This is a genomic window from Stagnihabitans lacustris (assembly GCF_025950525.1).
GTDB lineage: Bacteria > Pseudomonadota > Alphaproteobacteria > Rhodobacterales > Rhodobacteraceae > Stagnihabitans.
On the sequence record NZ_JAPDGS010000001.1, the window covers coordinates 194,911 to 217,956 of the forward strand.

At 66.3% G+C, this 23,046-nt stretch carries 23 protein-coding genes and 1 tRNA gene; 15 read left to right on the forward strand and 9 right to left on the reverse strand.

The annotated features are described in order from the left end of the window. Positions 1 to 63: 63 nt before the first annotated feature. The gene (gene metF / locus NX862_RS00935) at positions 64 to 921 is read right to left on the reverse strand and encodes a methylenetetrahydrofolate reductase [NAD(P)H] (protein WP_264492001.1); all 858 of its coding nucleotides are present in this window, start codon (positions 919 to 921) and stop codon (positions 64 to 66) included. 87 nt (positions 922 to 1,008) lie between these two features. Between metF and NX862_RS00940 the strand changes: the two genes are divergently transcribed. Then, a complete protein-coding gene (locus tag NX862_RS00940) occupies positions 1,009 to 1,914 on the forward strand; it encodes a LysR family transcriptional regulator (RefSeq protein ID WP_264492002.1) in 906 nt (301 codons plus the stop codon). Between the two features lie 111 nt (positions 1,915 to 2,025). On the opposite strand, the gene NX862_RS00945 is transcribed toward NX862_RS00940, so the two are convergent. Genes NX862_RS00945 through kce form a run of 3 tightly spaced genes read right to left on the reverse strand, consistent with a single transcriptional unit; the run spans position 2,026 to position 4,390 of the window. Beyond that, on the reverse strand, positions 2,026 to 3,042 hold the full coding sequence (locus NX862_RS00945; protein ID WP_264492003.1) for a histone deacetylase family protein: 1,017 nt from the start codon (positions 3,040 to 3,042) through the stop codon (positions 2,026 to 2,028). Next, the gene (locus NX862_RS00950) at positions 3,039 to 3,479 is read right to left on the reverse strand and encodes a GNAT family N-acetyltransferase (protein WP_264492004.1); all 441 of its coding nucleotides are present in this window, start codon (positions 3,477 to 3,479) and stop codon (positions 3,039 to 3,041) included. Before NX862_RS00950 ends, NX862_RS00945 begins: the two co-directional genes overlap by 4 nt. Further along, positions 3,476 to 4,390, reverse strand: a complete 915-nt coding sequence (kce, locus tag NX862_RS00955; protein WP_264492005.1) for a 3,5-dioxohexanoate:acetyl-CoA acetone transferase — start codon at positions 4,388 to 4,390, stop codon at positions 3,476 to 3,478. The genes NX862_RS00950 and kce overlap by 4 nt, the downstream gene beginning before the upstream one ends. 108 nt (positions 4,391 to 4,498) lie before the next feature. Between kce and NX862_RS00960 the strand changes: the two genes are divergently transcribed. Both NX862_RS00960 and NX862_RS00965 read left to right on the forward strand, forming a co-directional pair. After that, positions 4,499 to 6,496, forward strand: coding sequence for an oxidoreductase (locus NX862_RS00960; RefSeq protein WP_264492006.1), 1,998 nt, complete (start codon positions 4,499 to 4,501; stop codon positions 6,494 to 6,496). Continuing rightward, entirely contained in the window at positions 6,493 to 7,992 is a 1,500-nt protein-coding gene (locus NX862_RS00965; protein ID WP_264492007.1) for a trimethylamine methyltransferase family protein, read from the forward strand. The genes NX862_RS00960 and NX862_RS00965 overlap by 4 nt, the downstream gene beginning before the upstream one ends. A gap of 76 nt (positions 7,993 to 8,068) precedes the next feature. Here the strand turns inward: NX862_RS00965 and NX862_RS00970 are convergent, their stop codons facing one another. Beyond that, positions 8,069 to 8,677: a TetR/AcrR family transcriptional regulator gene (locus tag NX862_RS00970; RefSeq protein ID WP_264492008.1), complete on the reverse strand. Its 609-nt coding sequence runs from the start codon at positions 8,675 to 8,677 to the stop codon at positions 8,069 to 8,071. An 88-nt stretch (positions 8,678 to 8,765) separates the two neighbouring features. On the opposite strand from NX862_RS00970, the gene NX862_RS00975 reads away from it, so the two are divergent. Genes NX862_RS00975 through NX862_RS01000 form a run of 5 tightly spaced genes read left to right on the forward strand, consistent with a single transcriptional unit; the run spans position 8,766 to position 13,167 of the window. Further along, on the forward strand, positions 8,766 to 9,812 hold the full coding sequence (locus NX862_RS00975; protein ID WP_264492009.1) for an extracellular solute-binding protein: 1,047 nt from the start codon (positions 8,766 to 8,768) through the stop codon (positions 9,810 to 9,812). Positions 9,813 to 9,867: 55 nt separating this feature from the next. Further along, positions 9,868 to 10,707, forward strand: coding sequence for an ABC transporter permease (locus tag NX862_RS00980; protein ID WP_264492010.1), 840 nt, complete (start codon positions 9,868 to 9,870; stop codon positions 10,705 to 10,707). Further along, positions 10,704 to 11,468, forward strand: a complete 765-nt coding sequence (locus tag NX862_RS00985; RefSeq protein ID WP_264492011.1) for an ABC transporter permease — start codon at positions 10,704 to 10,706, stop codon at positions 11,466 to 11,468. Before NX862_RS00980 ends, NX862_RS00985 begins: the two co-directional genes overlap by 4 nt. Next, positions 11,465 to 12,454 (forward strand): ABC transporter ATP-binding protein, encoded by a 990-nt coding sequence (locus NX862_RS19410; RefSeq protein ID WP_413694523.1) that lies wholly within the window; start codon positions 11,465 to 11,467, stop codon positions 12,452 to 12,454. Before NX862_RS00985 ends, NX862_RS19410 begins: the two co-directional genes overlap by 4 nt. Next, positions 12,451 to 13,167, forward strand: coding sequence for an MBL fold metallo-hydrolase (locus NX862_RS01000; protein WP_264492012.1), 717 nt, complete (start codon positions 12,451 to 12,453; stop codon positions 13,165 to 13,167). The genes NX862_RS19410 and NX862_RS01000 overlap by 4 nt, the downstream gene beginning before the upstream one ends. Before the next feature lie 179 nt (positions 13,168 to 13,346). Here the strand turns inward: NX862_RS01000 and NX862_RS01005 are convergent, their stop codons facing one another. Both NX862_RS01005 and NX862_RS01010 read right to left on the reverse strand, forming a co-directional pair. Next, positions 13,347 to 14,009: a GntR family transcriptional regulator gene (locus tag NX862_RS01005; RefSeq protein WP_264492013.1), complete on the reverse strand. Its 663-nt coding sequence runs from the start codon at positions 14,007 to 14,009 to the stop codon at positions 13,347 to 13,349. Beyond that, positions 14,002 to 14,709: a M48 family metallopeptidase gene (locus NX862_RS01010; RefSeq protein WP_264492014.1), complete on the reverse strand. Its 708-nt coding sequence runs from the start codon at positions 14,707 to 14,709 to the stop codon at positions 14,002 to 14,004. Before NX862_RS01010 ends, NX862_RS01005 begins: the two co-directional genes overlap by 8 nt. 143 nt (positions 14,710 to 14,852) lie before the next feature. Here NX862_RS01010 and NX862_RS01015 point away from each other — a divergent pair, with 143 nt between their 5' ends. From NX862_RS01015 to NX862_RS01025, 3 genes are all read left to right on the forward strand, one after another. Beyond that, positions 14,853 to 15,188, forward strand: a complete 336-nt coding sequence (locus NX862_RS01015; RefSeq protein ID WP_264492015.1) for a TIGR02300 family protein — start codon at positions 14,853 to 14,855, stop codon at positions 15,186 to 15,188. A gap of 223 nt (positions 15,189 to 15,411) precedes the next feature. Then, positions 15,412 to 15,487, forward strand: a tRNA-Ala gene (locus NX862_RS01020). 107 nt (positions 15,488 to 15,594) lie between these two features. After that, complete coding sequence (locus NX862_RS01025) at positions 15,595 to 16,692, forward strand: hypothetical protein (RefSeq protein WP_264492016.1); 1,098 nt, start codon at positions 15,595 to 15,597, stop codon at positions 16,690 to 16,692. Here the strand turns inward: NX862_RS01025 and NX862_RS01030 are convergent. Further along, positions 16,689 to 17,279, reverse strand: a complete 591-nt coding sequence (locus NX862_RS01030; protein WP_264492017.1) for a hypothetical protein — start codon at positions 17,277 to 17,279, stop codon at positions 16,689 to 16,691. The genes NX862_RS01025 and NX862_RS01030 overlap by 4 nt on opposite strands. After that, positions 17,279 to 18,652 (reverse strand): helix-turn-helix domain-containing protein, encoded by a 1,374-nt coding sequence (locus NX862_RS01035; protein ID WP_264492018.1) that lies wholly within the window; start codon positions 18,650 to 18,652, stop codon positions 17,279 to 17,281. Before NX862_RS01035 ends, NX862_RS01030 begins: the two co-directional genes overlap by 1 nt. 141 nt (positions 18,653 to 18,793) lie before the next feature. Here NX862_RS01035 and NX862_RS01040 point away from each other — a divergent pair, with 141 nt between their 5' ends. From NX862_RS01040 to sucD, 4 genes are read left to right on the forward strand one after another with little or no spacing between them, the layout of a single operon-like run. Then, complete coding sequence (locus tag NX862_RS01040; protein WP_264492019.1) at positions 18,794 to 19,966, forward strand: pyridoxal-phosphate-dependent aminotransferase family protein; 1,173 nt, start codon at positions 18,794 to 18,796, stop codon at positions 19,964 to 19,966. 10 nt (positions 19,967 to 19,976) lie between these two features. After that, positions 19,977 to 20,915 (forward strand): HpcH/HpaI aldolase/citrate lyase family protein, encoded by a 939-nt coding sequence (locus NX862_RS01045; protein WP_264492020.1) that lies wholly within the window; start codon positions 19,977 to 19,979, stop codon positions 20,913 to 20,915. 2 nt (positions 20,916 to 20,917) lie between these two features. Then, on the forward strand, positions 20,918 to 22,090 hold the full coding sequence (locus tag NX862_RS01050; RefSeq protein ID WP_264492021.1) for a malate--CoA ligase subunit beta: 1,173 nt from the start codon (positions 20,918 to 20,920) through the stop codon (positions 22,088 to 22,090). A 10-nt stretch (positions 22,091 to 22,100) separates the two neighbouring features. Beyond that, positions 22,101 to 22,997, forward strand: a complete 897-nt coding sequence (gene sucD, locus NX862_RS01055; protein WP_264492022.1) for a succinate--CoA ligase subunit alpha — start codon at positions 22,101 to 22,103, stop codon at positions 22,995 to 22,997. Positions 22,998 to 23,046 lie beyond the last annotated feature (49 nt).

A 23,046-nucleotide genomic window follows, 5' to 3' on the forward strand; every position in this document is an offset into this window, starting at 1 on the left:
GTTTCCGCGCCCAACAGGGAGACAGGGTGGCTGAAGTCTGGAAAGACTGTCTTGGGGGACGGATCAGGCCACCTTTTCCAGCGCCAGTTCCGGGGCAAGGCCCAGGGCGCGCACCACTTCCCGCGTCAGATGCGGGCGGTTCAGGGTATAGAAATGCAGGGCGGGGACGCCTTCCGAAATCAGCCGGTCGCACAGCGTGGTGCATTGCGCCAGGGCAAAGAGGTCCTCGCGGTTGTCGCGGGCGGCGACGGTGAAACCCTCGTCCAGACGGCCCGGCACATGGGCGCCGCAGCGCTGGGCGAAGCGTTTCGCGCCCTCCCAGGACTGGATCGGCAGGATGCCGGGGATCAGCTCGGCGGTGATGCCCTCGCGGACGCAGGCATCGCGGAAGCGCAGGAAGGTCTCGGCCTCGAAGAAGAATTGCGTGATGGCAGAGGTGGCGCCGGCATCCAGCTTGGCCTTCAGCCAGTGGATATCGGCGCGGGCGTCCGCCGCGTCGGGGTGACGCTCGGGATAGGCGCCGACGCGGACCTTGAAACCCTTGGCCGCCAGCGCGCCCACCAGTTCGGCGGCATGGGCAAAGCCCTGGGGATGCGGAGTAAAGCGGGTGGCCCCTTTCGGCGCATCGCCGCGCAGAGCCACGATCTCTGTCACGCCCTCGGCCTTGTAGGCGTCGGCAATCTCCAGCGTCTCGGCCCGGGTCGCATCGACGCAGGTCAGATGCGCCGCCACGTTCAGCCCATAGTTCCGGCGAATGGTCGAGACCGCCTCGTGGGTCAGCTTGCGCGTCGTGCCGCCCGCGCCATAGGTGACGCTTACGAATTCCGGGGCCATGGGCGCCAAGGCCTGCACCGTTTCGAACAGCCGAAACGAGGCATCAAGCGTCTGGGGCGGAAAGAATTCGAACGAGATACGGGTCATGGCAGGCTCCTTTTCTTGCCTCTTTGTGCCGGATCGGCCATCATGAGTCCAATTCATAGTTTTCACAAAGATGATGAGGTTGGACTCATGTACCTGGAGCTGCGGCACTTCCGGACCCTAAGGGCGATCCACCAGGCGGGGGGCCTCGCGCGGGCCGCCGATATCCTGAACACGACGCAATCGGCCCTGTCGCATCAGGTCGCGGGGCTGGAGGCGCAGGTGGGGATGGAGCTTTTCGTGCGCCGGTCCAAGCCCATGCGGCTGTCGGCGGCGGGCATCCGGATGCTGCGCGCGGCCGAACGCATCCTGCCCGAGGTGGCCGCGCTGGAGGAAGAGTTCCGCGCGCTGCAGTCCGGCAAGACCGGCCGCCTGCATATCGCCATCCAGTGTCACGCTTGTTTCGACTGGCTTTTCCCGGTGCTGGAGATGTTCCGCCACGCCTGGCCCGAGGTCGATGTGGACATCCGCGCGGGCCTGGCCTTTGACAGCTTTCCGGCTTTGATGCGCGAAGAGGTCGACCTTGTGATCTCCAGCAATCCCGAGGGGGTCGATGGGCTGACCGCGCATCCGCTGTTCGATTATCACCCGACCTTTGTGGCCTCGTCAAAGAACCCCCTGGCGGAAAAGCCGATGATCGAGGCCGAGGATTTCCGGGATCAGGTGCTGATCACCTATCCCGTGGGCCGCGACAAGCTGGACATTTTTACCGAGCTTTTGACCGAGGCGCGGGTAGAGCCGCGCGCCCATCGCACGGTGGAGCTGACGGCGGTGATTCTGATGCTGGTGGGCAGCGACCGGGGGGTCGCCGTCCTGCCCGACTGGGTGATCCGCGATGTGAAGGCGCATGCCGATTACGTGACGCTCCCCCTGGGGCCGGGGGTGATCACGAAACGGCTGTGCGCCGTGACGCGGGACGAAGACGCGGTCAAACCCTTTATGGCGCATTTCCTGCGGCTGTGTCGGTCAGAACCGGTCAAGCTGCAGCGGGGGTAGGGGACCCGGGGTATACCCCGGGCTACGCTGGGGACAGAGAGCCCTGTTCCGGCGTCGGTGGCCCTGCCGTTGCCCTGCGCACAGCTCTGCCTTCGCTTGCGTCGCCCGGGGCTACACCCAAGCCCCAAGCACCGCCGCAAGGTTCTCGCCCAGTTCCGGGCACAGATAGCCGCCCTCTTGGACGATCAGCGTCGGCAGGCCAAGCGCGCGGATATCCCGGCCGATCTGCGCGAAACCCGGCGTCGTCACGGCAAGCCCGGCGAAGGGATCGCCCGCAAAGGCATCCAACCCCAGGGCCAGCACCAGGGTATCGGCCCCCCACAGCGTGATCCGCTCCAAGGCCTGCCCCAGCGCCCGGCGGAAAGGGTCATCCGCGCTGCCCCGCTCCAGCGCCAGGTTCAGGTTCGCGCCCGCGCCTGCGCCGGACCCAAGCTCTTCGGGATAGCCCCAGAAAAAGGGATAGAACCGCTCGGGATGGGCATGAACCGAGACGGTCAGCACATCGGGCCGGTCGTAAAAGATGCCCTGCGTGCCGTTGCCGTGGTGCAGGTCGATGTCCAAGATCGCGACCTTGCGGCCCGACAGCGTCAGGGCCTGCGCTGCAATCGCCGTGTTGTTCAGATAGCAGAACCCCCCCGCCAGTTCGGCGAAACAATGGTGCCCGGGCGGGCGGCAGAGCGCATAGGCCGCGCGGGCGCCGGTCATCAGGTGTTCGGCGCCTGCGATGGCGCATTGGGCGGAAAGGTAAGCCGCCTCATGGGTTTGCGGGCCGATGGGGCAAGAGGTGTCGGTCTGGTGAAACCCCGCCTGACCCACGGCAGACAGCGGATAGCCGTCGTCGCGGCTGGCGGGGTGGATGTTCGGAATGACCTCGGGGGAGGCGCCCTCGATCCGGGTCCAGCGGTCGTGGATCGTCTGCAGGAAGGTCAGATAGCGGGCGGGGTGGATCGCGGCAATCGGGTCCATCCCGTGATCGTGCGGCAGGTCGGGCGTGATGCCCAGACGTGTCAGACCCGACAAGAGCGCATCAATCCGCGCGGGCTTTTCCGGGCAGGGGCGGGGCGCGCCCGACGAGAGGAAGAACTGCGGATCATGGGCGCGTTGGCCAGGGTGGTGAAAGGCCTTCATAGCGTCTCCGGGTCGGTGTGGATCAGGGCCTCATAGCCCCGGGAGGCGAAGCCGGCCCCGGCATAGAACCGCCGCGCCATGGCGTTGTCATGGGCGACGGTGAGCGAGATGAACTGCGCGCCCCAGTCCTGATGGGTCAGGGTTGCCCGCAACAGCGCCCGCGCCAAGCCCTGGCCCCGCGCCTCGGGGGCGACGTAAAGGTCCTGGACATAGACCCCCGGCAGGCCGCGATGGGTCGAGAACTCGGGGAAATAGATGACCATGCCGCGGGGGTGGATCAGGGCCTGGATCAGGGGCCGGGGGCCGAAGGCGGCGTCCTGCAGGGCTGCGACGCTGGCCACGGTTGCGCCGCCGTCATGATCGGCCAGCGCCTGCAGCATCTGGCGCAGGGCGGGCAGGTCCGCGGGGGTGATGGGGCGAATTTCAGTCCCGGTCAAAACGCCACCCTGTCCACGCCCTTCAGCCCCAGCATCGCGCGGGCCTCGTCCGGGGTGGCTGGCGTGCGGCCCAGACGCTCGACGATCTCCCGGATGAGCGTCACCTGCTGGGCATTCGATGTCGCAAGCTGGCCCTTGGAGATATAGAGGTTGTCCTCCAGCCCCACGCGCACATGGCCCCCCATCGCGGCCGACATCGTGGCCATGGGGATCTGTTGGCGACCCGCCGCCAGGACGGAAAAGATATAGTCGTCTCCGAAAAGCCGGTCGGCCGTGCGTTTCAACAGGGTCAGCGTGTCGGGCTCTGGCGCCATGCCGCCCAGCACGCCAAAGACGAATTGTAGGAAATACGGCGGCTTGACCAGGCCGCGTTGGGTGAAATGGTGCAGCATGGTCAGGTGGCCGAGGTCATAGATCTCGAACTCGAACCTTGCGCCGCGGGTCCCCATCTCGGTCATGACATGGGCAATGTCGCGCGGCGTGTTCTTGAAGACCAGGTCGTCGGAGCCCCGCAGGAAGGGTTCCTCCCAGTCATGCAGGAAGCGCTTGATCCGGTCCGCCATGGGGTAAAGCGCGAAATTCATGCTGCCCATGTTCAGGCTGCACATCTCGGGCGCATAGGCGCTTGGGGCGGCCAGACGTTGATCCAGGCTCATGATCGCCGAGCCGCCGGTGGTCATGTTCACCACGGCATGGGGTTTCAGCGCGGGCAGGAAGGACCAATGCGCGGGGTCGGACGAGGGGCGGCCATCGGTGGGGTGGCGCGCATGCAGGTGCAGGATGGCCGCCCCGGCCTTGGCGGCGGCGATGGCCTGAGACGCGATGTCGTCGGGCGTCACCGGCAGATGGGGCGACTGGCTTGGCACATGGATCGAGCCCGTGACGGCGCAGGTGATCAAGATCTTGGACATGCGGTCAGCGTGGCATGACGCCCGCCGCTGGGGAAGAAGATTCTGCGCCAGCCATCCGGTTGTTGAACTTAGGTTCAGCTTGTGAGAGCCTGAGGGCGGAGGTGTGCCATGGACCCAAGCCACGCGATCCTGTTCGAGCCCGTCAAGATCGGCCCCGTCACCGCGCCGAACCGGTTTTACCAGACCCCCCATGCGACGGGCTTTGGCTGGCAACGCCCGCAATCGGGCGCGGCCTTGCGAAAGGTCAAGGCAGAGGGCGGTTGGGGCGTTGTTTGCACCGAATATTGTTCGATCCATCCAAGCTCGGATGATAGTCCTCATGCCTTTCTGACGCTGTGGGATGATGGTGACATCGCGCCTTTGGCCCTGACCGCGGCGGCGATCCATGACCATGGCGCGCTGGCCGGGATCGAGCTGTGGCACGGTGGCGCCCATGCCTCCAACCGGATGACGCGGCTGCCGACGCTGGCGCCTCGGGTGCAACCGGCGCTGTATCACCTGCCCAGCACGGCGCGGGCGATGGACCGCGCCGACATCCGCGCCTTCCGCCTCTGGCAGCGCGAGGCGGCTTTGCGGGCCAAAAGGGCGGGGTTCGACATCATCTATGTCTATGCCGGTCATGACTATTTGCCGTTTCAGTTTCTGTCGGCGCGGACCAACGACCGCGGCGATGCCTATGGCGGGTCTTTGGAAAACCGGGCGCGGCTGCTGCGCGAGATGCTGGAGGACACGAAGGAGGCCGTCGGCGACACCTGCGCCGTGGCGGTCCGGCTGGCGGTGGATGAGCTGCAGGGGCCGCAAGGCGTGACCTCTGAGGCCGAGGGCCGCGAGGTGGTCGAGCTGCTGGCCGAGATCCCCGACCTGTGGGACGTCAACATCGCGGGGGCCTTGGGCAATGACAGCAAGTCGGCGCGGTTTTCGGAGGAGGGGTTTCAGGAGGATTACATCCGCTTTGTCAAGGGCTTGACCTCCAAGCCCGTGGTCTCGGTCGGCCGGTTCACCTCGCCCGACCGCATGGTCAGCCAGATCCGGCGTGGCATCCAGGACTTTATCGGCGCGGCGCGGCCTTCGATTGCGGACCCCTTCTTGCCCGCAAAAATCCGCGAGGGGCGGGCGGACGAGATCCGCGAATGTATCGGCTGCAACATCTGTCGGGCGGCCAACAACGAGGCCGTGGGGCTGCGCTGCACGCAGAACCCGACGATGGGCGAGGAATGGCGGCGCGGTTGGCACCCCGAGCGCGTGCCGCCCGCCAAGCGCGAAAAGGTGCTGGTGGTGGGTGGCGGTCCGGCGGGGCTGGAAGCGGCGCTGACGCTGGCCCGGCGCGGGCTAGAGGTGCATCTGGCCGAAAAAGCCCGCCAGTTCGGTGGCCGCGTGAACCGGGAAAGCACCTTGCCGGGGCTGGCGACCTGGGGGCGGGTCAGGGATCACCGTTTGCATATGCTGGGCAAGACCGATGCGACGCTTTACCCCGAAAGCGAGATGACGGCGCAGGACATTCGCGACTTTGGCGCGGCCCATGTGGTGATTGCGACGGGCAGTGTCTGGCGGCGCGACGGGATGGGGGTTTGCGGGATGGGGGGCGCCTTCCCTGCGGCGCTGACGCCCGACGACATCTTTGCGGGCGCCGATCCCGGGGGCGATGTGGTGATCTATGACGACGAGCATTACTTTATGGCGGGCGCCCTGGCTGAACGGCTGGCGACCCAGGGGCGGCGCGTGACCTATGTGACGCCTCAGGCCCAGGTTTCGACCTGGACCGCCTATACCGACGAGCAGGGATTCATCCAGGCGCGGTTGATGGGGCTTGGCGTGCGGATCGTGACGGGGCAGGTGGCGCGGTCCTGGGATCAGGGTCTGCACAGCGTCTGCACCTATACCGGGCGCGAGGCTTTCACGCCCGCCGAAACGCTGATCCTTTGCACGGGGCGCCTGCCGGTGACGGGTCTTTACGATCAACTGCAGGGCCTGCCCGGGCTGGCGCTGGTGGGGGATGCGCTGCAGCCGTCCTCGATGGCCGATGCGATCCATTCGGCGCATCGTTTCGCGCGTGAGATCGACGGGCCGCAGCCCCTGCGCCGCGAGATGCCGGGGCTGGGGTCATGAGGAAACCGCGCCGCACCGCGAGTTTGCCGCAACGCCCCTGGGGGCAAATCCCGCGCCCCTATGAGCCGATCCGGGTTCTGTCCGATGACCATGTCCAGGCGATCCATCAGGCGGCGCTGACGGTTCTGCGTGACCTGGGGATGCGGGTGCTGCATCCAACGGCGCGGGAGGCGTTCCGGGCCGCGGGGGCGCGCATCGACGGCGACATGGTCTTTCTTGACCCCGATATGGTCGAGGCGACCCGCGCCACCGCGCCCGAGACCTTTACGCTCGCCGCCCGCAACCGGGCGCGCGACCTGCAGGTGGGCGGCGCGCATACGATCTTCACCTCGGTTGGCGGGCCGGCCTATGTCATGGACATCGACCGCGGGCGGCGGGATGGCACGCATCAGGACATGTGCGACTTTTTGCGGCTGTGCCAAAGCCTGAACGTCATACAACAGGAATCCGGCGGGCCTTTGGAGCCGATGGACCTGCCCCCCCGCACCCGCCATCTGGACCTTTACCACGCGCAGATCACGCTTCTGGACAAGTCCTGGGAGCTGAATGCGCTGGGCCGTGGGCGCACGATGGATGGGCTGGAGCTGGCCGCAAAGATGATGGGCTGGTCGCTGGACCGGCTGGTGGAAACTCCGGTGATGATGGGGGTGATCAACACCAACTCGCCGCGGCAGTTGGATATTCCCATGGCCGAGGGGCTGATGACGCTGGCCGAATATGGCCAATGCGCGGTGGTGACGCCCTTTACGCTGGCGGGCGCCATGGCGCCGGTGACGCTGGCGGGCGCCCTGACGCTGCAACATGCCGAGGCGCTGTTGGGGATCGTTCTGACGCAACTGGTGCGCAAGGGGGCGCCGGTGGTCTATGGCGGGTTTACGTCCAACGTGGATATGAAGTCGGGCGCGCCGGCCTTTGGGACGCCGGAATATGCCAAGGCGGCGCAGGCCTCGGGGCAGTTGGCGCGGCATCTGCGGCTGCCGTTTCGCAGTTCCAACGTGACGGCGGCCAATGCGCTGGACGCCCAGGCGGCCTACGAATCGCAGATGTCGATCTGGGGCGCGCTGATGGGGGGCGCGAACCTGTTGATGCATGGCGCGGGCTGGATGCATGGCGGGCTGACGGCCAGTTACGAAAAGCTGATCCTGGATGCCGAGATGCTGGGGATGATGCAGGCCTATTTCTCGCCCATCGCGGTCGACGAGGCCTCAATCGCGCTGGAGGCCATCGCAGAAGCCGGGGCGGGCGGGCATTTCTTTGGCACCGCGCACACGATGGCGCGGTTCGAAACCGCCTTTCATGCGCCGATGCTGTCGACTTGGGACAACTACCCGTCATGGCTGGCGAAAGGCGCAGAGGAGGCCCCGGCCCGCGCCAACCGCATCTGGAAGGACCTGCTGGCGGGGTATGAGCCGCCACCGCTGGACCCCGGCATCCGCGACGACGTCGAGGATTACATTGCGCGGCGGAAGGCCGAGGGCGGGGTGGAGGTCAATTAGGGGGGAAGCGCCGACCCCAAGCCCCGGGCAAGCGCCCGGGACGGGGCCGGCGCTGGGGGTCTGGCGGAGCCGTAGGCTATCCCAAGGCCACCGCAAGGGCTGTGTTGCGCGCCTGCATCTGCGTCAAAAGCGTCGCCATCTGCATCTCTTCGACCCGGACGAAATCGGTGAAGGCCTGGTTCAGCCCGCCAAAGATCACATCGGCCAGCGGCGCGGTCTGTAGCCCCGGGCGCATTTGGCCACGGGTCTGGCAGGCGGCCAACAGGTCCGACACCTGCGCCCTGAGCCGGTCATCCAACCCCGCATAGATCAACGAAAACCGGGTCCCCGGCGCGCCGATGGTCAGGGCAATCGCCTGACGCCACAGGTCCTTGGTCAACCAGGTCAGCGAGTGCGCGTAATAGCCGCCCACCAGCGCGTCCAGCGCCGCAGCCAGGCCCTGTGGCGGGCAGGCGACCACGGCGGCGCCCTGGTCCAGGACCTCTTCGACCTCCAGGCTGACCAGAGCCAATAGGACATCCCCCTTGGTCGCGAAATAATTATAGACCGTGCCCGCCGATACCTCGGCCCGCGCGGCGATATCCTCGATCCGGACCGCGTCAAAGCCGGCCTCGCGGAACAGGTCCAGCGCGGCGTCCAGGATGCGCGTCTCGCGTTCTGCCTTATGTTTCGCCCTGAGCCCCACCAAAATCACCGCCCGTGAAGTTTGAAGTTGACTTCAAAAATGAACCGGACTGAAGATGATTGCAACAAAAGACCAACAGGAGAGACACATGAAACGCATTGCCGCCCTGGCGCTTGTCTGTGCCACGCCCGCCGCCTTTCCCGTCGCAGCCGAGGAATTGAACGCCCTCGTCTGGTGCGACCACACCGACCCCGCGTTGCTGGAGCCCTTTGAGGCGGCCAATGATGTCACGGTGAACGTCAAGGAATACGAGGGCACGGCGGCGGGGATGGCGATCCTGGACCAAAGCGCGCCCGGCGACTGGGATGTCATGGTGGTCGATTCGGTCGACGTGGCGCGGGTGGCTGCGGCGGGCAAACTGGCGCCGATCCCGGCCGAGGCCCTGCCCACCGGCGATTTCTTCCCCGAACTGGTGATGGCCGCGCAAAATGTCATCGACGGCAAGACCTATGCCGTGACCGAAAAGTTTGGCTACAACACGATTTCCTATGACAAGACCAAGGTCGATCCCGCCGATATGGAGGATATGGCCGCCCTGACCTCGGGCAAATATGACGGCAAGATCGGGATTTATGACTACTATCTTCCGGTTCTGGGCCTGGTCGGGCTGGGGCAGGGGGTGGCGACCGCCGACCTGAACGTGGGGGCTTTGGAGGGGCTGAAGGCGCCGCTGATGGCTTTGCGCAAGGCTTCCAAGCAGGTCAGCGACGTGGTGTCCTCGCAGACGGCGCTTGCGACCGGAGAGGTCGATATCGTGGTCGGCGGCGGGGAGTGGCTGACCGCGGTTCTGGCGGCGGACAATCCCAACCTGGACTGGACGATCCCCAAGCAGGGCGGCCTGCGCTGGACCCAGTCGATTGGCGTGGTTGCGGGGACGACCAAGCCGGACCTGGCGTTGAAATTCGTGCAATACATCACCTCGGCCGAGGGGCAGGCGGCCTTGGCGCAGTCCTCGTGCTATTGGGGGATGCCCGCCAACATGAAGGCCGGTGCGCTGCTGTCGGACGAGGCCAAGGCCGTGCTGCGCTGGGACATGCAGCCGGACTACCTGGCCCGGGCGCAGCTGTATCCGGTGCCGGATGCGGCCACCGATACCGCGATGCAGGACCTTTGGACCGAGATGCTGAACCAGTGATGTCTTGGCGCGCCGCCCCCGGGACGGCGCGCCAAGACCCAAGCCCGGGTCCCCGATGAGCGATGAACGCCGCCTTGCCCTTGCCCTCGTGTCCCCCGCGCTGCTGTGGACGCTGGCCTTTTTCGCGGTGCCCTTCGCCGCGATGCTGCTTTTGTCCTTTGCCCATATGGAGGGGCGCACGGTCGTTCAGGGCCTGTCTTTGGCCAATTACGCCAAGGCCTTGGGCGAACCCAGCCATCTGAAGGCGCTGATCAACTCTGTCGAGATCACGGTGACGGTGACTGTGGTGTCGGTGGCTTTGGCCTGGCCCCTGGCCGCCACAATCGCCTGGAGCGTGCCCGCGCGCTGGCAAAGGGCCGCCTTGTTGATGGCGGTGCTGCCGTTCTGGACCTCGTATGTTGTGCGGTCCTATTCCTGGGCGCTGGTGCTGGGGAAAAACGGCGTGGTGAACCAGGCCTTTGGCGCGGTGGGGCTGGGGCCGTTCGAGCTGGCCTCGACGCGGTTTGCGACCGTGCTGGGCTTCACCCATTTCTTTGTCATGCTGCTGACGCTGACGATCTATGCCAACCTGATCCAGTTGTCGCCGAACTATGCCCGCGCGGCGCAGGACCTGGGGGCGGGGCGGCTTCGGACGTTGTGGCATGTCATCTTGCCGCTGACCTTGCCGGGGATTGTGACCGGGGCCTTCGTGACCTTTGTCCTGTGCATCGGTGACTATATCACGCCGCAAATCCTGGGCGGGAACACGGAACTGACCTTGCCGCAGCTGATCATGTTGCAGATGGGACGGGGCGGCAACTTCCCCATGGCCTCGGCGCTGTCGGTGATCCTGATGGCGGTGGTGACGCTGGCCTATGCGGCCTCTGCGCGCTGGCTGAGGCTGGACCGGCTATGAGGCGGCTGGGGTATCTTTACCTGGCGCTGGCCTATGGGTTCATCTTTTTGCCGGTGGTGGTGCTGGTGGTGTTCTCGTTGCAGGATGGCCGCTTGCCGGTGCCGCCGTTTCAGGGCTTCAGCCTGCGGTGGTATGGGAAAATCCTGAGTGACCGGGGGCTTATGACTGCGCTGGGAAATTCGGCGGCGGTGGCCGGGGTGTCCTCGGGCGTGGCGCTGGTCCTGGGGTTTCTGGCCGCCCATGGACTTGCGCGGGTGCGACTGCCGGGCAGCGTCCTGATGCGCGGCGTGCTGATCGCGCCGATGACCGTGTCTTATCTGATCATCGGCCTTGGGCTTTTGACGCTGTTCAACCAGATGGGGGTCAAGCCCTCGCTTTGGGCCACCGGGATCGGCCATGTCGTGATCAACCTGCCGCTGTGCTTTGCCATCTGCTTCGCCGCGATGGGGGATCACCAGAAGTCGGCCGAACGCGCCGCCCGCGACCTGGGGGCCAGCGAAATGCGGGTGCTGTGGCATGTCTCGGCCCCGATGTTGGCGCCCGCGCTGGGGGCGGCGTTCTTTCTGTCCGTCACCTTTTCCTGGGACGAGTTCATCATCGCCTTTTTGCTGACCCGGTTCGACGTGACCTTGCCTGTCGAGATCTGGTCCATGCTGCGGTCGGGCCTGTCGCCCGCCACCAATGCCATCGGCTCTTTGGTCTTTCTGGCCTCTGCCCTGGTCGTCATCGCCCTTGAAGCCCTGTTCCGGAGGTCGAAATGACCGCATCCGTCACCATCGACCGCGTCACGCAGACCTATGGCGGGGCTGTCGCGCTGCATGAAGTCTCATTGGACATCGCGGCCGGAGAGTTCGTTGTGCTGCTGGGGCCCTCGGGCTGCGGCAAGACGACTTTGCTGAACCTGATCGGCGGGTTTGCCCAGCCTGCCTCGGGGCGCATCCTGATCGGGGGGCGGGATATGGCGGGCGTGGCGCCGGCGGCGCGGCCCACGACGACGGTGTTTCAGGATTACGCCCTGTTTCCGCATATGACCCTGGCCGAGAATGTGGGCTTTGGCTTGCGGATGCGCGGCATGGGAAGGGCCCAGCGGCGTGAAAAGGCCGCGCAGATGCTGGCGCTGGTGGGTCTGCCGGGGCGTGAGGATCGCCGCCCGCATGAGCTGTCGGGCGGGCAAAGGCAGCGCGTGGCCTTGGCGCGGGCGCTGGCCGTGTCGCCCGATGTGCTCTTGTTGGACGAGCCCCTGGGCGCGCTGGACCTGAAGCTGCGGCGCCAGATGCAGGACGAGTTGAAGGCGATCCAGCGTCAGGTGGGCACGACCTTTGTCCATGTGACCCATGACCAGGAAGAGGCCATGGCGCTGGCCGACCGGATCGTCGTGATGTCAGAAGGGCGCGTCAGTGACCTTGGCCCCCCGCGTGAGGTCTATTTGCGGCCAAAGTCGCTGTTTTCGGCGGCTTTCATGGGAGAGATCAACCAGATCCCGGTGGTGGCGGGCCAAAGCGCGATTGGCGCCTATCCCGGGACCGGAACGCTGTTGATCCGTCCCGAAGCCATCGGCACCTCGGGCGCGCTGGCCTTGGGGCAGGCGACCATCATGGACGCGGCGTTTTTTGGCACCCATGTGCGGGTCCATGCGCGGATCGCGGACTTGACCCTGACGCTGCACCTGCCGCAGGATGCCGATCCACAGCCCGGCGCCGTGATGATGCTGTATGCCAGCGCCCATTCCTTTCTGGAGTCCAGATGAACCCGCAAGACTGGTGGCGCATCCGTAAGATGGGCGATGGCGTGACCCATATCGACGAGCCCCATATCCGCGAATTCTACCGCTGCAATGTCTGGCATGTGCGGGGGCGGGATACGGATATGCTGGTCGACAGCGGCATGGGCGTGGTGAGTTTGCGGCAATGGGTGCCCTTGGTGACGGAAAAGCCGCTGCAGGCGGTGGCGAGCCATACCCATTTCGACCACATCGGCTGTCACCACGAATTCCCCTGCAGGCTTTGTCACGAGGCCGAGGCGCATTTGCTGGCCGCACCGACGCGGGCGAACACCTTTGCCGATGTCTATGTGACGGATGAGATTTTCACCGAACTTCCGCCCGCGCCCTATCTGTCTGCGACCTATGCGGTAAAGGCGGCGCCTGCGACGCGGATTTTGGTCGACCGCGATGTGATCGACCTGGGCGACCGCCAGTTCGAGGTGATCCATACGCCCGGCCATTCTCCGGGCGGGATCGCGCTGTGGGAGGCGGCGACGGGCGTCCTGTTTTCCGGCGATATCGTCTATGACGGGCCTTTGATCGAAAGCGACGACCCGGCGGAGCAGGCGCAGTATGTGGAGTCGATGAAGCGGCTTTATGACCTGCCGGTGCGGGTCGTGCATGGCGGGCATTTCCCGAGTTATGACGGGGAGCGCCACCGCCAGATCATCCGCGACTGGTTGGCGGGAAAAGCCTGAGGGGGGCCAGCCTGAGGGGTGAGCGTCCGGCCGCCCTTAGGGCCAAGGGGCCCCGGGTCGGCCGTCCTCTGGCCAGGGGCTTTGGCCCCTGGCGGTCCAGGCGGAGAGGGTGGCGCGGGACCGAGGCAGTGCCTCGGCCAGGCTGGCCCCGATCAGTTGGCCCCGCTAACAGGCCCCGTTCAGCTAGCCAAATGCCGCAGGCCCTGCGTGACGTCGGTGCGCACCGCCAGCCGCAAACCGGGCTCGTCGCCGGCCTTCAGCGCGGCCAGGATCAACCGGTGGTGATGGGGCACATCCCGCCGGCGCAGCTTGTCATAGAGCGCCCGCATCGTGGGACCCAGTTGCAGCCAGACCGTCTCGCAGATGGCCAGCATGGCGGGCGTCTGGGCGCGAAGGTAAAGCGTGCGGTGGAACTCCAGGTTGGTGCGCACATAGGCCACCGCGTCATGGTTCAACACCGCCTCCTGGTTCTTGCCGTTGATCGCCGCCAGCCGGTCGATCAGGGCGAAATGGGCGCGGGGCAGGGCGCGCGAGGCCATCTCGGGCTCCAGCATGGCGCGGATCGCGGCCAGCTCCTCGATCCGTTCGGGGGATAGTTCCGGCGTCGACACCCGGCCAGAGCTGGAGATCGTCAGCGCGCCTTCGGCCGCAAGCCGCCGGACGGCCTCACGCGCGGGGGTCATCGACATCTCATGCGCCTCGGCCAGGCCGCGCAGGGTCAGCGAATGGCCGGGCGCCAGCTCGCCATGCATGATCTGCTGGCGCAGGATGCGATACAGCCGTTCATGCGCCGGGGCCGAAGGGTCGGCCAGGCGCAGGGTGGCGGGGCGCGGATCAGTCATGAATGGCCTCAAAGCGGATCGCATGCAGCGCCGCGCCGTGCTGGCGCAGCCAATCGCGCCGGGCTTGCCAGCCGGGATACAGGCCTTCGACCACGGCCCAGAAGGCGGGGGAATGGTTCATCTCGACCAGATGGGCACATTCATGGGCGGCGACATAGGCCAGGACCTCGGGCGGGGCCATGACCAGCCGCCAAGAATACATCAGCGCCCCGTCATGGGTGCAGGACCCCCAGCGCGACCGCGTGTCGCGCAGCGTCAGCCGCTTGGGGTGCCGCCCCAGAAGGCCCGCGTAGTGGTCCGAGGCCTGGGCCAGCCGGTCGCGGGCCTGGGCCTTGATCCAGGCGGCCAGCCTTGGCCCCAGTTGCGCGGCCTCGCCCGGAACGAAGAGCGTGTCCCCCTCCAGCCGGATGCGGCCCTTGCCCGGGGCCAGGGTCAGGGCGCGGCCCTCGAAGGGGATCACCGCACCGAACTGCAGCCCCTGCACCGGCACCTGGCGTGCCAGGGCGCGCTTCAGCCAATCCTGATGGGATTGCGCGAAAAGCAGCGCCTCGGAGACCCGCGCCCGCGCTGGCATCGACAGGGTCACCCGCCCGTCCAAGGCCGAGACCCGCAGCGAAAACCGCCGTGACCGAGCAGAGCGGCGCAGCGTGATTTCCACCGAAGGCAGGCCGGGCAGTGTGACGGCGGAAACGGGGGGCATGAGACCTCTTGCAACTGGGGCCAACAATAGCGACATTGCGCGGCAGGACAACCGGCTGGAAACCGTCCCAAAGCCTTTGACTCGGGTGCGAGTCTGTGGCATGGGGGCGCTCTCTGGCCCATAGCCATTTCGCAAGGATCACCATGCCCAAAGCTGAATGGGGCACGAAGCGCATCTGCCCGACGACCGGCAAGCGTTTCTATGACCTGAACCGCAGCCCGATCGTCAGCCCCTATACGGGCGAGATCGTGGATATCGAATCGGCCCGCCGCAAGATGGCGGCCTCGGTGATCGCCCGCGTGGCGCCCGAGAAGGACGATGAACTTCTGGTCGACGACCTGGAAGCGGATGATGATCTGCTGGCCCCCGGTGTGTCGGATGACGCCGACCTGGACGACGAGCTTCTGGAAGAAGATGCCGACGACAATGTCTCGCTGGATGACCTGACGGAAGTCGCGGGCGACGAAGAAGAAGTCTGAACACCGCCTCAGGGCGTTGATGGGGGTCGACCGCGGTCGGCCCCTTTTCTGTTTGCGGCCAAGGGCTTGGCAGGAGGTTTCGGGAAAAATCGCACCGCGTGCATTTTTCCCCTTGCGGGTCCCCGCGACCTTCCTTAGATAGCCCCTCACCGAAGGCGCCCAGCCTGCGGGACGGTCGAAAGCCTAGCGCGAAAGACTGGGGCGAAAGCCAACTCGGTTGAACGGGGTCATAGCTCAGATGGGAGAGCGCTTGAATGGCATTCAAGAGGTCGGGAGTTCGATCCTCCCTGGCTCCACCAACCGAAGGTCTGAAAACAGGGTCGCGCAAGCGGCCCTTTTTCATTTCGCGGCTTGCGAATCGAAGGCGCGCCGCCGACCCTGAGCCAAGGTTTTTCAGGGGGCTGCCATGGCCGATGTTTCCGTGACGATCGACGGCAAGGGCTATCGCGTTGATGTCAAATTTCCCAAGGTCGAGGGCCAGGGCGTCAACTTCCCTTCCATCACTGCGACGGCGCCGCTGATCTTCGGGTCTTCGGCCGATGCGGTTTGGATCAAGGCCCGGGCCAAGCCGCTGGAAACGCGGATCACCAAGGCGATGAGCATCGACATCGCGCAGATCGAGAATTACCGCGCCACGCTGCTGAAGCAGGACGTGATGGCCAAAACCGTCCGCGACCAGCTGCGGAAATCCAGGCTGGATCAAAAGGCCGCCGAGGCCCTTGCTGCAAAGCTGGTGGTCGAGGATTTCACCAAGCGTTGGGACAAGTTCTGCAAGGTCACGCTGCCCTCGGGGGTTCTGTTCCAGTTCAAGGAGCTGATCAAGACCGAGGCCACGGCGTTGAAGGCGCAGCTTGCCAAGGATGCCGAGGTCAAGAAGGGCGATTACAGCATGCGCCCGGCGGTGACGATCGGGGTCTCGGCCCTGGCCACGATCGGGGCGATCCTGGGCGCGGCCTCCTTGCCGGTGGCGGCGCTGGCGGCGATCACGGGCCTGATCGGTCAGGGCAAGATCTGGATCGGCCACCGCAAGGAAATCGCAGGCAAATTGGCCATCACGCGCGACGCCGAGGCGGGGATTCGCAGCGGCGTCGAGGCGGCCGCAAAGGGGCTGGAGCAGGCCACCAAGTCGCTGGAGACCCTGGCGACCAATCTGAAGCTGGCGGTGGCGGCGGGGGCTTTGACCGAGATGGAGGCGCTGGCCGGTCAGGGTGCGCGGCTGGGCGCCCTGGACGCGCCCGCAGCCGTCAAGGCCAAGGCCGCGCTGGAGGCCGCCGCCAAAACCCGTGCCGCGGTGGCGCAGGACCTGAAGGACCAGGCCAAGCGCCTGGTTGCGATGAAGACCGCGCTTGGCACGGCCCAAGACGCGGTGACGCAGGCGGCCAAACTGTCGGGCGAGGGGGCCAAGGTCTGGGATGGCACGCTGAAAAAGGTCGAAACCATGCTGGACAATGTCGATGACGCCCTGAAAGGGGTCGAGGGGCTGAAGTCGCTGGCCGGGGTCTAACCTGCCGTCCCATGCACGCCCGGTCTTAGCCCCGCCGCGAAAAGCGCCGTGAGGGCGGGCGGGGTCAGGATGGTGACGGGGCCCCTTAGCGGCGCGCGGGGCGTATAGCCGGCAAAGCTCCAGTCGTGGTGGCCTTGCCAGATCAGCACGGGACCCTGGGGGCCCAGGATCATCGTGCCGTCGGGCAGGGTCTTTGCCGGCGCCTGCCAGGTCAATTGCACGCGGCGGTGGATGCGTTGGGCGTGCAGGATGCGGTCGATTTCGGGCGCCCGGGCGGGGCCATGGACCTGAGCCCAAAGCGCCGCAAAGGCCAGGTGATCGGCGCGGCGACATTCGGCGCAGGGGCGGTGGCCCGCGGCATAGGCGGTGGCCTCATCCAGGAAAAACAGCTCGGTATAGCGGCCCGGCTGCATCAGGGGGCGGCGGCGGTCCTTGAACTCCAGACGGCAGCAGACCCAGTGCTGATGGGCAAAGGGACGGCGGATCGTGTCGCCCTCGTGCAGGATGCCGCGGTTGCCCATCAGGGTGCCGCGATCGGGCACAGCGTGGAACTGGCCCTGGGGCGAGACGCGATTGCCCCGCGCCATCACAGGTCGAACCTTGTGGCGCCGCGGCGGCTGACGTCGGGGGGCGCGGTCTGGATCATGGCGGGCTGGGCGCGCTGGTCGCAAGCGGGGCGCGGGCAGATGCGGCAGTTGATCCCGATGGGGGTGACGGGGGCGGATTGCGACAGGGCCTCGGCGTAACCCAGCGCGCCCGCGTGTTCGCTGGCGCAGCCCATGGCGACGGCCAGGCGGTTGTCTTGGGCATGGCGCGCCCAGGTCGGACGATCCACCGTGCGCGAAAAGGTAAAGAACCGGCTGCCGTCGGGCATTTCCACATATTGCGGCACGATGCGCCCCGGCGTGCGGAACGAGGTGTGGACATCCAGCCGCGGACAGGCGCCGCCATATTCAGCCAAGGGGAACTCGGTCGCGTTGAAGCGCTTGGTCACGTTTCCCCCCTTGTCGATGCGCAGGAAAAAGAACGGCACGCCCTGGGAACCCTCGCGCTGCAACGTGGTGGCGCGGTGGCAGGCCTGTTCGAAACTGACGCCAAAGCGGGTGGCCAGGTGGTCGAAGTCGTATTTCGTCGCCCGCGCCTCGGCCAGGAAGGCGGCATAGGGCATCAACACGGCGGCGGCGAAGTAATTCGCCAGCTCGATCCGCAGGCGGGCTTGGGCCTGCTGGTCGTCGACCTCGGCGGTCAGGCTGTCCAACAGGTCGCGGTGGCCCAGCAAAGCGCACATATGGGCCAGCTGGAAGGCGCGGTTGGGGTGGTCCAGAGCCTCGGAGAGCAGGATTTCGCGGCGGTCGGCGTCATAGTTGCGCAGGGTGCCGGGCATATCCTCGACCCGGGCCAGGCGGGTCGTCACGCCATGCACCTCGCGCAAGCGGGATTTCAGCGCGGTATAGACCTCGTCGCGGGGCGGGGCGGTCCAAAAGGCCTCCGCGGCGGTTTCCAGGCTGGGGAAGTGGTTGCGGTTGCGGCGAAAGATCAGGTGGACGGCGGCTTCGGGCTTGGGCAGGGCGTCGGTATCGGTCAGCGCCGAAAGCCGGTCCAGCGCCGCGCTTTGCGCCCGATGCAGGCGCAGAAAGGCCGCCACCAGATCGGGCGCATGGACCAGAGCCGCGCGCAGCTGCGGCAAATCCGGGCGGCGGTCTGTAAACATCGGGTCCTGCAGGGCGGCGCGCAAATCGGCCAGCTGCGCCGCGCTGTCGTCTTTCTCGATGCTGCGCCAATCGACGCCGTAAACCTCGAACAGGCGCAAAAGCACCCCGACCGAGACCGATCTTTCGTTGTTTTCCAACAGGTTGACATATGAGGTCGAGATACCCAGCGCCTTGGCCATGGCGCCCTGGGTCTCTTTGCGTTCTTGGCGAAGCCTGCGCAGTTGCGGGCCAAGGAAGGTCTTTTGCATACCGTCGCACACAATTTACATCTGTTATTTACACAATATAACGAAACAGGCATCCTGTAAATATTTGCATTTACAGCGCAACCTTTCGGCATTTGCCTCAAATTTAACCACGGCGCAGTCTGGCTCCAGAGGGAGATCACGATGCGCACAGGAACCAACCACCTTTTCATCCCGGGGCCGACCAATGTCCCCGAAACCGTCCGCCGCGCGATGAACGTGGCCCAAGAGGATCAGCGCGGGCCAGAGTTCGGCGGCTTTGTCATGGGGCTGATCCGCGACCTGAAGCCGGTTTTGGGCACCACGCAACGGGTCATGCTGATCCCGGGTTCGGGCTCGGCGGCCTGGGAATCGGCGATGGTCAACACGCTGCAGCCCGGGGATCGGGTGCTGATGGCGCGGCACGGGCAGTTTTCGACGCTGTGGGCCAAGATGGCCACGGATCTGGGGCTGGAGGTCGATGCGGTCGATGTCGCTTGGGGCGCGGGCGTGCCGGCCCGCGAGTTCGCCCGCCGTCTGGGGGCGGATCGGCAGGGCAAGATCAAGGCGGTTTTCGTCACGCAGAATGAGACCTCGACCGGGGTAACGTCCTCGGTGGCCGCGGTGCGGCAGGCGCTGGATGAGGCGATGCATGACGCGCTGTTGTTCGTCGATGGGGTGTCGTCGATCGGGTCGATCCCCTTTGAAATGGATGCCTGGGGCGTCGATCTGGCGGTGACGGGCAGCCAAAAGGGGCTGATGTGTCCGGCGGGGCTTGGCATCCTGGGGGTGTCGGACAAGGCGCGGGCATCCAAGGGCATGCGGCGCGGCTTTTTCGCCTTCGAGGATTTCGAACTGCAGGCCGCGCAGGGCTACTTCCCCCATACGCCGCCGACGCCCGTTCTGCATGGCCTGCGCGCCGCCTTGGACCGGCTGCAGGCCGAGACGCTTCCGGCCGTCTATGCCCGGCATGAGCGTCTGGCCCAAGGCGTGCGCGCCGCGGTGACGGCCTGGGGGCTGGAGACGGTCTGCGAAAGCCCCGCGCTGGCCAGCAATACCGTGACCGCGATCCGCACCCCCGTCGATGCGCGTGAGGTCATCCGGATCGGGTTCCAACGCTATAACGTCTCTTTCGGGTCGGGTCTTGGTCCCTTGGCGGGCAAGGCTTTCCGGATCGGACACCTGGGCGACCTGAACGAGGGCATGTGCCTGACGGCCCTGGCGCTGGCTGAAATCTGCCTGCGTGAGGCGGGGGTTACGGTGGCCCTGGGGTCAGGCGTCGCAGCCGCTCAGGCGGTTTATGAACATCAGGCGCCCATGGCGCTTGCGGCGGAATAAGGAGGACATCATGAGCCACAGACTTTTCCCCCTGCAAAAGCAGCGCCTGCAGCGGTCGGAACTGGCGGTTCCGGCCTCCAATCCCGCGATGATCGACAAGGCGGCCGAGGGCGCGGCGGATTACGTCTTTCTGGACCTGGAGGACGCCGTGGCGCCGCCGGAAAAGGAACAGGCGCGCAGGAATGCGATCCAGGCGCTGAACGACATCGACTGGGCGGCCATGGGCAAGACGGTTTCCGTGCGGATCAACGGCTTGGACACCCATTACATGTATCGCGACGTGGTCGATGTGATGGAACAGGCAGGCGACCGGGTCCATACGCTGCTGGTCCCCAAGGTCGGCGAGACGGGCGACCTTTACATGGTCGAGGCCATGGTGAACCAGATCGAGATGGCCCGCGGCTTCAAGACCCGCGTGGGGCTTGAGGCGCTGATCGAGACCGCTTTGGGCATGGCCAATGTCGAAAAGATCGCGCGCTTTGGCGGTCGGCTGGAGGCGATGCATTTCGGGGTGGCGGATTTTGCGGCCTCGATGCGGGCGCGGACGGTGAACATCGGCGGGCTGAACCCGGTCTATCCGGGCGATCAATGGCACGCGGCGATTGCCCGCATGGTCACGGCCTGCCGCGCCTTTGGCCTGCGCGCCATCGACGGGCCTTTCGGCGATTTCAGCGACCCCGAGGGGTATAAGGCCGGCGCGCGGCGGGCGGCGGCCTTGGGCTGCGAGGGGAAATGGGCGATCCATCCCAGCCAAGTCACCCTGGCCAACGAGGTGTTTTCGCCCACCGAGGCCGAAGTGACCAAGGCGCGCCGCATCATTCAGGAACTGCGCGCCGCCGAGGCGCAGGGCAAGGGCGCGGCCAGCCTTGATGGCAAGATGATCGACGCGGCAAGTGAACGGATGGCCGCCAATGTGCTGGTCGTCGCCGATGCAATCGCGGGGAGGTAGCGATGGATATCCACGAATATCAGGCAAAAGAGATCCTGTCGCGGTTCGGTGTTCCGGTGCCGCGGGGGGGCCTCGCCTATAGCCCCGAACAGGCGGCCTACCGCGCGCGGGAGCTGGGCGGCAGCGCCTGGGTCGTCAAGGCGCAGGTCCATGCCGGGGGCAGGGGCGCGGCTGGCGGGGTCAAGCTCTGCAAGTCGGTGGTCGAGGTTCAGGCCTTTGCCGCCAGCCTGTTCGGGCGGCAGTTGGTGACAAAGCAGACCGATGCCGCGGGCAAGGGCGTCTATCGCCTCTGGGTCGAGGGCGCCTGCGACATCGCCCGAGAGCTTTACCTTGGCTTCGTCCTAGACCGGAAATCGGAACGCATCATGATCGTGGCCTCTGCCCGGGGCGGGATCGAGATCGAGGACCTGGCCGAGGAAGACCCCGACAGTCTGCGCCGCATGACGATCGACCCGGCCACCGGCCTACTGGAGTATCAGGCGCGCGAACTCGCCTTTGCCTTGGGCCTGACGGGGGGGCAGGTGGCGCAGATGGTCACGATCCTGAAAGCCTGTTTCGCGGCCTATCAGGACCTGGATGCGACCATGGTCGAGATCAACCCGCTGGTGATCACTGGCGCGGGCGACCTTGTGGCCCTGGATGCCAAGATGTCCTTTGACACCAACGCGCTATACCGCCGCCCCGAGGTCGCCGAACTGCGCGACCGCAGCCAGGAGGACCCGCGCGAATCCACCGCTGGCGATCATGGTCTGGCCTATGTGGGCCTGACCGGCGACATCGGCTGCATCATCAACGGCGCGGGTCTGGCGATGGCCACGATGGACATGATCAAGCTGGCCGGGGGTGAGCCCGCCAACTTCCTGGACATCGGCGGCGGTGCCAGCCCCGAACGCGTGGTCCGCGCCTTTCGCACCGTGCTTTCCGACCCCGAGGTTCAAGTGATCCTGGTCAACATCTTTGCTGGCATCAACCGCTGTGACTGGGTGGCCGAAGGCGTGGTCCAGGCCTACCGCGAGGTGGGGATGACCATCCCGGTCGTCGTGCGGCTGGCGGGGACCAATGTGGCCGAGGGGCAGGCAATCCTGCGCGCCTCGGGCCTGCCGCTGATCACGGCGGATACTCTGGCCGAAGCCGCCGAGCGGGCGGTTGCGGCGCGCATGAAACAGGCGGCCTGAGGGGGCGGATATGGCGATCATCATCACGGAAAAGACCAGGATCATCGTGCAGGGCATGTCGGGCCGCATCGGCCAGTTCCATGCCGCCGACATGATCAAGAACGGCACGAATGTCGTGGGCGGCGTGACGCCGGGCAAGGGGGGCTCGACGCTTCTGGACCGGCCGATCTTCAACACGGTGCGCGAGGCGGTGGAGGCGACAGGCGCCGATGCCAGCCTCGTCTTCGTGCCCCCGCCCTTTGCCGCCGACGCGATCATGGAGGCGGCCGATGCCGGCATCCGCACGGCGGTTTGCGTGACCGATGGGCTCCCGTCTCAGGACATGATGCGGGTGAAACGCTTCCTGCGGCGATACCCCGAGGCCCGCAAGATGCGGCTGATCGGGCCGAATTGCGCGGGGGTGATCTCTCCGGGCGTGGGCTTCATGGGGATCATGCCGCCGCATATCTATATGAAGGGCCGCGTGGGGATCGTCGGGCGGTCGGGCACGCTGGGCTATGAGGCGGCGTCCCAGATGAAGGCGCTGGGGATCGGGGTTTCGACCTCGGTGGGCATCGGGGGGGACCCGGTGAACGGGTCTTCGTTCCGCGATATTCTGGAGCTGTTTCAGGCCGACCCCGAGACCGATGCCGTGATGATGATCGGCGAGATCGGCGGCCCGCAAGAGGCCGAGGCCGCGGCCTGGGTCGCGCGCCATATGACCAAGCCGGTGGTGGCCTATATCGCGGGGCTGTCGGCGCCCAAGGGGCGCAAGATGGGCCATGCCGGGGCGATCATTTCGGCTTTCGGCGAAAGCGCGCAAGAAAAGGTCGAGATCCTGGAGGCTGCAGGCATCACCGTGGCGCCGAACCCAAGTGCCATGGGCGAGACGATGGCAAAGGTCCTGCTGCGGCGGGCGGCGGCCTGAGGGGGCGGCGGGGTGAACCCCGCCCTACGCAGCCGGGGTAGGGCGGGAT

Coding starts and splice junctions, on each gene's coding strand:
- NX862_RS01000 (WP_264492012.1), top strand. CDS start 12,451: ATGAACCCGCAAGACTGGTGGCGCATCCGTAAGATGGGCGATGGCGTG.
- NX862_RS01010 (WP_264492014.1), bottom strand. CDS start 14,709: ATGCCCCCCGTTTCCGCCGTCACACTGCCCGGCCTGCCTTCGGTGGAA.
- NX862_RS01045 (WP_264492020.1), top strand. CDS start 19,977: ATGAGCCACAGACTTTTCCCCCTGCAAAAGCAGCGCCTGCAGCGGTCG.
- NX862_RS01015 (WP_264492015.1), top strand. CDS start 14,853: ATGCCCAAAGCTGAATGGGGCACGAAGCGCATCTGCCCGACGACCGGC.
- sucD (WP_264492022.1), top strand. CDS start 22,101: ATGGCGATCATCATCACGGAAAAGACCAGGATCATCGTGCAGGGCATG.
- NX862_RS00975 (WP_264492009.1), top strand. CDS start 8,766: ATGAAACGCATTGCCGCCCTGGCGCTTGTCTGTGCCACGCCCGCCGCC.
- NX862_RS01030 (WP_264492017.1), bottom strand. CDS start 17,279: ATGGCGCGGGGCAATCGCGTCTCGCCCCAGGGCCAGTTCCACGCTGTG.
- NX862_RS00985 (WP_264492011.1), top strand. CDS start 10,704: ATGAGGCGGCTGGGGTATCTTTACCTGGCGCTGGCCTATGGGTTCATC.
- kce (WP_264492005.1), bottom strand. CDS start 4,390: ATGTCCAAGATCTTGATCACCTGCGCCGTCACGGGCTCGATCCATGTG.
- NX862_RS00945 (WP_264492003.1), bottom strand. CDS start 3,042: ATGAAGGCCTTTCACCACCCTGGCCAACGCGCCCATGATCCGCAGTTC.
- NX862_RS00940 (WP_264492002.1), top strand. CDS start 1,009: ATGTACCTGGAGCTGCGGCACTTCCGGACCCTAAGGGCGATCCACCAG.
- NX862_RS00965 (WP_264492007.1), top strand. CDS start 6,493: ATGAGGAAACCGCGCCGCACCGCGAGTTTGCCGCAACGCCCCTGGGGG.
- NX862_RS01040 (WP_264492019.1), top strand. CDS start 18,794: ATGCGCACAGGAACCAACCACCTTTTCATCCCGGGGCCGACCAATGTC.
- NX862_RS01005 (WP_264492013.1), bottom strand. CDS start 14,009: ATGACTGATCCGCGCCCCGCCACCCTGCGCCTGGCCGACCCTTCGGCC.
- NX862_RS01050 (WP_264492021.1), top strand. CDS start 20,918: ATGGATATCCACGAATATCAGGCAAAAGAGATCCTGTCGCGGTTCGGT.
- metF (WP_264492001.1), bottom strand. CDS start 921: ATGACCCGTATCTCGTTCGAATTCTTTCCGCCCCAGACGCTTGATGCC.
- NX862_RS00960 (WP_264492006.1), top strand. CDS start 4,499: ATGGACCCAAGCCACGCGATCCTGTTCGAGCCCGTCAAGATCGGCCCC.
- NX862_RS19410 (WP_413694523.1), top strand. CDS start 11,465: ATGACCGCATCCGTCACCATCGACCGCGTCACGCAGACCTATGGCGGG.
- NX862_RS00980 (WP_264492010.1), top strand. CDS start 9,868: ATGAGCGATGAACGCCGCCTTGCCCTTGCCCTCGTGTCCCCCGCGCTG.
- NX862_RS01035 (WP_264492018.1), bottom strand. CDS start 18,652: ATGCAAAAGACCTTCCTTGGCCCGCAACTGCGCAGGCTTCGCCAAGAA.
- NX862_RS01025 (WP_264492016.1), top strand. CDS start 15,595: ATGGCCGATGTTTCCGTGACGATCGACGGCAAGGGCTATCGCGTTGAT.